The 7,647-nt window shown below is 62.1% G+C and carries 7 protein-coding genes; 1 reads left to right on the top strand and 6 read right to left on the bottom strand.

Annotation, left to right across the window (positions count from 1 at the left end):
• The coding region (locus tag ACNPM8_RS09995; protein ID WP_448939778.1) for a fatty acid desaturase family protein at positions 1-1,023 on the top strand (1,023 nt) is incomplete at its 5' end.
• A 22-nt stretch (positions 1,024-1,045) separates the two neighbouring features.
• Here the strand turns inward: ACNPM8_RS09995 and ACNPM8_RS10000 are convergent.
• From ACNPM8_RS10000 to ACNPM8_RS10025, 6 genes are all read right to left on the bottom strand, one after another.
• The gene (locus ACNPM8_RS10000; RefSeq protein WP_105658452.1) at positions 1,046-1,462 is read right to left on the bottom strand and encodes an META domain-containing protein; all 417 of its coding nucleotides are present in this window, start codon (positions 1,460-1,462) and stop codon (positions 1,046-1,048) included.
• A gap of 45 nt (positions 1,463-1,507) precedes the next feature.
• Positions 1,508-3,064 carry an MFS transporter gene (locus ACNPM8_RS10005; protein ID WP_105658451.1) on the bottom strand — a complete coding sequence of 519 codons (1,557 nt, stop codon included), beginning with the start codon at positions 3,062-3,064 and terminating at the stop codon, positions 1,508-1,510.
• A 98-nt stretch (positions 3,065-3,162) separates the two neighbouring features.
• The gene (locus tag ACNPM8_RS10010) at positions 3,163-3,918 is read right to left on the bottom strand and encodes a TetR/AcrR family transcriptional regulator (protein ID WP_448939779.1); all 756 of its coding nucleotides are present in this window, start codon (positions 3,916-3,918) and stop codon (positions 3,163-3,165) included.
• A gap of 63 nt (positions 3,919-3,981) precedes the next feature.
• Complete coding sequence (locus ACNPM8_RS10015; protein WP_402697295.1) at positions 3,982-4,971, bottom strand: hypothetical protein; 990 nt, start codon at positions 4,969-4,971, stop codon at positions 3,982-3,984.
• Between the two features lie 101 nt (positions 4,972-5,072).
• Positions 5,073-5,987, bottom strand: a complete 915-nt coding sequence (locus tag ACNPM8_RS10020; protein WP_105658448.1) for a sugar ABC transporter permease — start codon at positions 5,985-5,987, stop codon at positions 5,073-5,075.
• Positions 5,987-7,582, bottom strand: a complete 1,596-nt coding sequence (locus ACNPM8_RS10025; protein ID WP_332504039.1) for an ABC transporter permease subunit — start codon at positions 7,580-7,582, stop codon at positions 5,987-5,989. Before ACNPM8_RS10025 ends, ACNPM8_RS10020 begins: the two co-directional genes overlap by 1 nt.
• Positions 7,583-7,647 lie beyond the last annotated feature (65 nt).

Raw genomic sequence — 7,647 nt, forward strand, 5'->3', positions numbered from 1 at the left:
AAGTTGGTCACCGAAGCTGGACTGGTCGGCCGCCGCCGCGGGCACTATCTCGGGTTGGGCATCGTGCTGACGGTGCTGCTAGCCGGTACCGTTACCGGTTTCATCCTCCTGGGCGACAGCTGGTTCCAGTTGCTGATGGCCGCAGCCTTGGGCCTGCTGCTCACCCAATTCGCGTTCCTGGCGCACGAGGCGGCACACCGCCAGATCCTGGCTTCGCACAAGCGCAATGACAAGCTGGGCCAGTTCCTGGCCAATATCGTCGTGGGCATCAGCTACCAGTGGTGGATGAACAAGCACAACAAGCACCACGCCACCCCCAATACCGTGGGCAAGGATCCGGACATCGAGTGGGACACCATCTCCTTCCAGACCGAGGACGCCAAGCGCCAGCGCGGCCTGCTCAAGTGGATCACCAACCGCCAGGGCTACCTGTTCTTCCCGCTGCTCACCCTTGAGGGCTTGAATCTGCATATGCATTCGATCAAGTACCTGTTCAAGGCCGGCCGGGTCAAGAACCGCAAGCGCGAGATGACCGGCATTGCACTGCGCATCGCCATCTACCTGGCGATCGTGTTCTACTTCCTGCCAGTGGGCATGGCTTTCGCCTTCCTCGGCGTGCAGCTGGCAGTCTTCGGCGTCTACATGGGTGCCTCCTTCGCCCCGAACCACAAGGGCATGCCGATGGTTCCCCAGGACGCCCGCATCGACTTCTTCTCCCGCCAGGTACTGACCGGACGCAATGTCATGGCCAAGTCCAGCTGGGGAAACCGCGTGCTCTCCCACGTCTACGGCGGATTGAACTACCAAGTAGAGCACCACCTGTTCCCGTCCATGCCGCGCGCCAACCTGGCCGGCGTCTCGCGCATCGTGCGCCAGTACTGCGACGAGCACCAGGTCCCGTACACCGTGGCCAGTGTCCGCGAATCCTACGCACAGGTGATCACCTACCTGAACAAGGTCGGGCTATCGGCCCGGGATCCTTTCGAGTGCCCGATGATCTCCGGTTACCGCGTCAGCGCATAGTCTAGGCTGAAGCAGCAAAGAGCTAGGATCCCTTGCCACCAAAGGCAAGGGTTCCTAGCTCTTTCCCGTCTGCGTCAAGGACAAGCATCTTTTCGCCGTCCTCCAGCTTGGCGGAGGCAGCGCGCGAGAGCCAGTCATCCACGCCTTCGCAGAACATCTTGGTCGAGGCGAGCGCGGCGAATTCCAGGTCTTCGGATGCGCTCCAGGTGCCGGCGAGGCGGTTGCAGCCATCGCTGCCGGTGATCTTGCCGTCTTCGGCAAGCTCCAGCCACGGCTGGCCTTGCTCCTTGCTGCCCCACAAGCCGACCGGATCCTGGAGTATCACGCTGGTCTCGCTTTCAGTTGGCTGGCTGGCGCCCGGCTCGCCCGGGGTCGCCCCGCAGGCGGCAACACCAAAAGCCAAAGACAGTGCCGCGGTGCGCAGGAAGAATCGCTTCATATCCCCCAGCCTAGGTCTTCGGCCCACCCGCTGGCCAGTACCGGATTACGGCTGGGAGTCTACTGGCTGGGTAGGCTCCTTCGGCCCGACAACCTCGATTGCCCCGGTCACCGTACGCTGCACGCCGGTGCTGACGGGAACGACTTCTTCGGCAACTGGCTTGCTGCGGGCAGCATGGCTATGGCGCAGATCAAGGATACCGACCAGCAAGGTGGCCAGGACCAAGAGGGAAATGGCAGCGAATGAGAGCGCCATGGCGATCGAGTACCCGGCTACGTGGTTCATGCCGTAGAAGACAGCGGTAATCACCGCAATGCCCACCGCAGTGCCCACGCGCTGGGAAGTCTGCATCAAGCCGCCGGCACTGCCGGAGTTGGCCACGGGAACTTCCATGAGGGTCAGCGCCTGGTTAGGCGAAATAATGAAGCCCTGGGCTACGCCGATGAAGGCCAGCGAAAGCAGCATCCACCAGATGTTCAGCAGCCCGCGATCCTCCAGGACCACCACGGCAATGGTGGCCAGCAGACCGAACAGGGCGCTGAGAATGCCGCCGATGACCATTTTTCGCCCCACGGTCATGACATAGCGTCCGGCGATGTCGGAGCTGAAGGCGGAGAGCAGGGCCGCGGGAAGGCAGATCAGCCCTGCCTGCAGGGCACTGAAACCCTGGGATTGCTGGACGTAAATGGCCACCAGCACCCAGACGCTGGAAACACCCATGAAGTACAGGCCCGCAATGAGCGTGCCGTTGGTGAAGCTGCGGATCTTGAACAGGGCCAATTCCACCATTGGTTCGCGCCCGAGCTTCTTGTACTTCTTCTCCCACCAGACCCAGAGCACCATGACCAGCACTGCCAAGGCCAGCAGCGACCAGAGCCATGGGGTTTCGCGGCCCTGGACGAATGGCAGGAGCAGGGCGAAAATGCCAACCGCCAGCAGGAGGCCGCCAACCGGGTCCAGATCCACCTTGCCCGCTGGCTTGTTGAACAGCGGCTTGGGCAGCCACAGCAGCGCCAGGACAATAGCCAGCACGCCGACCGGGACGTTGATCAAGAAGGTGGCGCGCCAGCCGGCGTCTTCGCCAAACCAGTTGATCAGCAATCCGCCCAGCACCGGCCCAATAGCTACCGAGAAGCCGACGGCGGTGCCCAGCAGCCCGTAGGCCCGGCCACGGGCCGCGCCACGGAAGTGCTGCTGGATCATGCCCATCACTTGGGGGTTGAGCAGGCCCGAGCCAACGCCCATGATGAAGCGGGCAATGTTCAATACCAGTGGATCCGCGGCCAGCCCTGCGAGGATGCTGGCGGCTGTGAAGATCGCCAAACCCGCCACGAACATCACGCCACGGCCCAGCAGGTCGCCGGCGCGTCCGGCAGCAACCAGAACCACGCCGAAGGTCAGCGCATATCCGGCCAATACCCACTGCAGGTCCGATTCGGTGGCATGCAGGGTGGAACCGATGGCAGGAAGAACCACGTTGACGATGCTGACCGAAACCAGCGACATGAACATCGCTGCCAGCAGCACGCCCAGCAATCGCCATCGCGCTCCGGCCGAGAGTTCTTCAGCAATTGGTACCGGATGCGGCTTGCTCTGGGACATGGGCCAACTTTCAAACGAATTCCAGGCCGCACAATCCTGCGGTCCTTCAACCTACAGCGTTGGCCAGCTGGCTAATATTCCCTGTCGAAGTGCTTATTTCATTCTTTGCGGTCTTCGGCGGCCCGGTTGAGCTCGAGCATCTGCGCAATGGCCAGCAACCGCAACTCGACGACTTCCCCGAAAAGGTCATCGCTGTCTTGCTGCGGCAGCTCGAGCGCTTGGCGTGCCAGCGGTGTCGGAACTTCCGGGTAGGCGTCAAGCAATTGGACCGGCACCAGCGAGCTCACGTAGTCCGGGCTGTCCTTCGAGCGGCGGTCATAGTAGTAATCCACATGCATCACGAAACCCAGGACATCCCGTTCCAGGGCGCGGACCATGGCCACTGCCTGCTTGAGCGTCAGGCCGATATCCACGAAGAAGGCGAGGATCCGTTCCATCAATTCATTGCGGAACGGGCCGGGCTCCACCTTGAGCTTTTCGTCGAGCGTCAATTGCGAGGCCCGGGGGTAGGCCCGGTAGGCCCGGCGCGTCGCGTTGTACGCTTCGGTCACCCCGAGCTTCCAGTCGTTGCAGTCGAACTCGATCAGCGGATTGATCGAGATGAAGCGCCCCACCGCCAGGTTGATGACTTCTTGGCGATCCGCCACGTAGTTGTACAACGCCCGCGGGGTGACATTGAATTCGGCCGCAAGACGGTGCATGGTCAGCGCGTCGTAGCCCTCGGCACCGGCGATTTCCAGAGCCTTCTGGGCCAGCTGCTCTTTGCTCAGGGACTGGAATTCAGAGTCCTTGCGCGGGCGCCCGCGACCACGTTTTGTCGGTTCAGAAGAGGAATTTTCCTTATTCTCGGCCATGTCACGAGGATATACGCATTTTCTCTGTAAATTCCCATTAAGCGCCTACAAGTATTGAAACTCCTAAAACAGGGCCAGCAATTTCCTGGCTCGTTCGTGCCACATGCCGGCAGCTAGCGCGAGATGTCCTACGGCGAAGCTCATGCCGCCAGCCAGCCACGGCCAGGCCAGGACCGCCCCGTAGGTTCCTGGCAGCGCAGCGACGAATCCAGCGGCCATCACCAGCAGGCCGGCTGCGACCAGCGCAATATGAGCCAGCTTCCAGCGGAAGGGCAACAGCATCGCCAGCACGGCCAGCAGCGCGGCCGGAGCCAGGATCAGCCATGGCGCAGCGCTGAAGCTGGCCAGGCCTTGGTAGCTGGCATACCCCAGGACCAGGATCAGCAGCACCGCCGCGCACACCAGCCAGCCGGGCCCGGGGCTTGCCATGGAACCGCGCATCATCAGCAGCGGGGTGAAAACCTGTGCCCAGAGCAGCACGGTCACCGGAATGAAAAAGAGCGAGAGCTGTCCGCCACCCGCCGCGCAGATAACGGTCATGATCACAGCCCCGACGATGTGGATGGTGGTGCCGGCACTATTGGGCAGCCACAAGGGAACCAGGCTGAGGATGACCGGAATGAACGCCAGCCAAATCAGCTGGGATCCGATCAGCAATTCGAGTTGCCCCAGCAGCCCGCCAACTCCCCCGGCAACAAAGCCGAAGCTCTGTTCGTTGGCCAAGGCGGCTTGCGGCGGGGCGAAAAGCACCACCATCAGGGTCAGCAGTGCGAGAGCGAAAATTGGCCACGCCAGAATACGCGTCAAGAAGTACTTGCCGCTGCCCACTTCCAGGGCTTCGGGCTCATGGCGTTCGAATTTGAGCGCGCGCGAGGCAGGCTCGCCGAGCAAGCGGATCAAATCGCTCTTGCGGCGTCCGCCGCCAGGCAGGCGGAGAATCTCCTGCTTGGTGGTTTCAATGACTTCGTTGCGTTCTTGCAAAGACAAGAAATCCAGCGCACGGCGAAGTTGCTCCAGGTAGTTGCGGGCGGCGCGCGGCAAGTAGGGCTTCATGCCTTTTACTCTACGTGCTCCGGCCCATGGGCTGACGCAGGCAAAATGGGGCAACGCCAGTGGCGTTGCCCCATCTGCCCGAAGTGGTCAGTTGCTGCGGGCTACTTGCCTGCGCCGGCGGTCAGGCCGCCGACAATGTACTTCTGCAAGAACAGGAACAATGCCATCACCGGGATCGCTGCCAGTACCGCACCGGCAGCGAAGACCGACCAGTTGGAGGTGAATTCCTCCGAGACGTAGGAGTACAGTCCCACAGCCAGCGTCTGGTTCTCCGGGGAGACCAGGATGACCGAGGCGATCACGAAGTCCGAGGTGCTGGAAATGAAGGACAGCAGGCCCACGACGGCCAAGATCGGTGCCACCAGGCGCAGGATCATGGTGAAGAAGATGCGGGCATGGCCAGCACCATCGATCTTCGCCGCTTCATCGATTTCCACCGGAATGGTGTTGAAGAAGCCGTACATCAGATAGGTGTTCACACCCAGTGCCCCGCCCAGGTACACCATGATCAATGCGATCTGGTTATCGATGCCCAAGACCGGGAAGACATCTCCCAGCGAGGTGAGCAGGATGAAGATCGCCACTACGGCCAGCAGCTGCGGGAAGATCTGCACAATCAGCAAGCTGACCAGGCCCACGCGGCGGCCGGTGAAGCGCATCCGCGAGAAGCTGTAGGCAGCCAAGGCGCCGAGGAACACCGAAGCGGCCGCCGTGGTCAGGCCGATCACCAAGGTGTTGATGAACCAGGCGCCGAAGGGACGCTGCTGATTCTGGAACAGCTCCACATAGCTGTTGAAGCCGATGGTGGTGAACAATCCATTGGAAGACAGCAGGGTTCCATTGGGGTTCAGCGAGGCCGAGAGCACGTAGAGCAGCGGGAAGGCCGCATAGATGCACAGGGCCACGCCGATCAGGTGGCGCCAGCCGGTGGAGGCGAACCATTTGCCCAGGCCCTGGCGCCCCGCGCGTCCCTTGGGTGCGCCGGCTACCGGCCTGCCGGTGATTTCGGTGCTCATTAGTTCAGCTCCTCCAGTGCCTTGGTCTGCTTGAAACTGATAATCGAGATGATCGCGACGATCACGAAAATGATGATGGAGAAGGCGCTGGCCAGCCCATAGTCGCGCTGGGAGCCAACGAAGGCCACCTTGTAGACCATGGAGATCAGGATGTCGGTGGATCCCACGTTCAGTCCTGCATCCTGCATGCGCGGCCCGCCTTCGGTGAGCATGTAGATCACGTTGAAGTTGTTGAAGTTGAAGGCGAAGGAGCTGATCAGCAGCGGAGCCACCGAGACCAGCAGCAGCGGCAGCTTGATCAACCGGAAGATCTGGAACGGCTTCGCCCCGTCGATGGTGGCCGCTTCGGAGAGTTCATTCGGAATGGACTGCAGCGCCCCGGTGCAGACCAGGAACATGTACGGGAATCCGAGCCACAGATTCACCCAGAGCACGGAGAACTTCGCCAGCCACGGGTCGGTCAGCCAAGGGATCTGCGCTCCGCCCAGGAGCACCTGGTTGACGAACCCGAAGTCGCGGTTGAGCATGCCGGCCCAGACCAGCCCGCCCAGGAACGCAGGGAATGCGTAAGGCAGGATCGAGATGACGCGGTAGACCTTCCGCCCCTTCATGCGCATGTCGTTGAAGACAATCGCCAGGAACAGCCCGAGGAAGAAGGTGGTCGCCACCGACAGGAAGGCGAAGGCGAAGGTCCACACGGTGACAGAGAACAGGGCGTTGCGGATCGAGGAATCGGTGACCGCACGGGTGAAGTTCTCGAAGCCCACGTTGATGGACCAGCCGGGCATCAGCTGCGAGCCGTCTTGCGCGGTATACGCGCCCACGCCGGTGTCCCGGTACACCACGCCGGTCTGCTGATCGGTCATGGTGTCCGCGGCTTCATCATGCTTGATGGAGGAAGTGTACTGGTAGGCGGTGCGGCCATCGCTGGTGCGCACGGTGCCATCTGCCGGGTTCTCGGTGAATGGAACGGCCAGCGAGGTGACCTCCTGCTGGCGGCCCAGCAAATCGGCGAAAGCCAGTTCGGAGTAGTCCCCCAGGCCAGCGGGGTCTACCGGGACGAAAGGATCATCCGCATCGCCGAGCAGCTGCTGGCCATCGCGCTCAATGAGCATCGCCAGCCCGTCTTGCCCCTCGAGGATGGACACCGGGTAGCCGGCTGATCCCTCGACGCGGTTCTGGTTGGATTGCAGCAGCGCGCTGATCGCGTCATCCTTATCCGAGTTGTGCCCCGAACCGTAGTTGGTGAAGGCGATATACCCGGTGTAGCCGATCACGAAGACCTGGAAAATCAGCAGGAAGATGGTGCCCGGCAGCAGGTACTTTGCCGGCAGCCATCCGCGCTTGAAGTAGACCACGTTGATCAGCACGGTAATGGCCGCGATCACCGCGGCGATCGCCCAGGCTTCGCGCCCCAGTGCGGTGAAGACCGCGAAGAGCGCGGTCGCATCGACGATCGCCACCAGGATGATCTTGGCGAGCATGGCGCCAGTGGAGGTACTGGTGGCGTTGGCGAAGCGCCTGGCTGCCGGTGACAGCTTGGGCTTCGTCTCCTCGGTGCCGGGTTGCGGCCCTTGGCGGGCGGTCTTTGTCATCTTCCAGATGTCCCTGTCGATCAAGTGCAGTTAGCGCTGGTGAATTGCAGGCGCGGGGGCCCGGA

This window comes from Glutamicibacter sp. AGC46 (assembly GCF_053543715.1).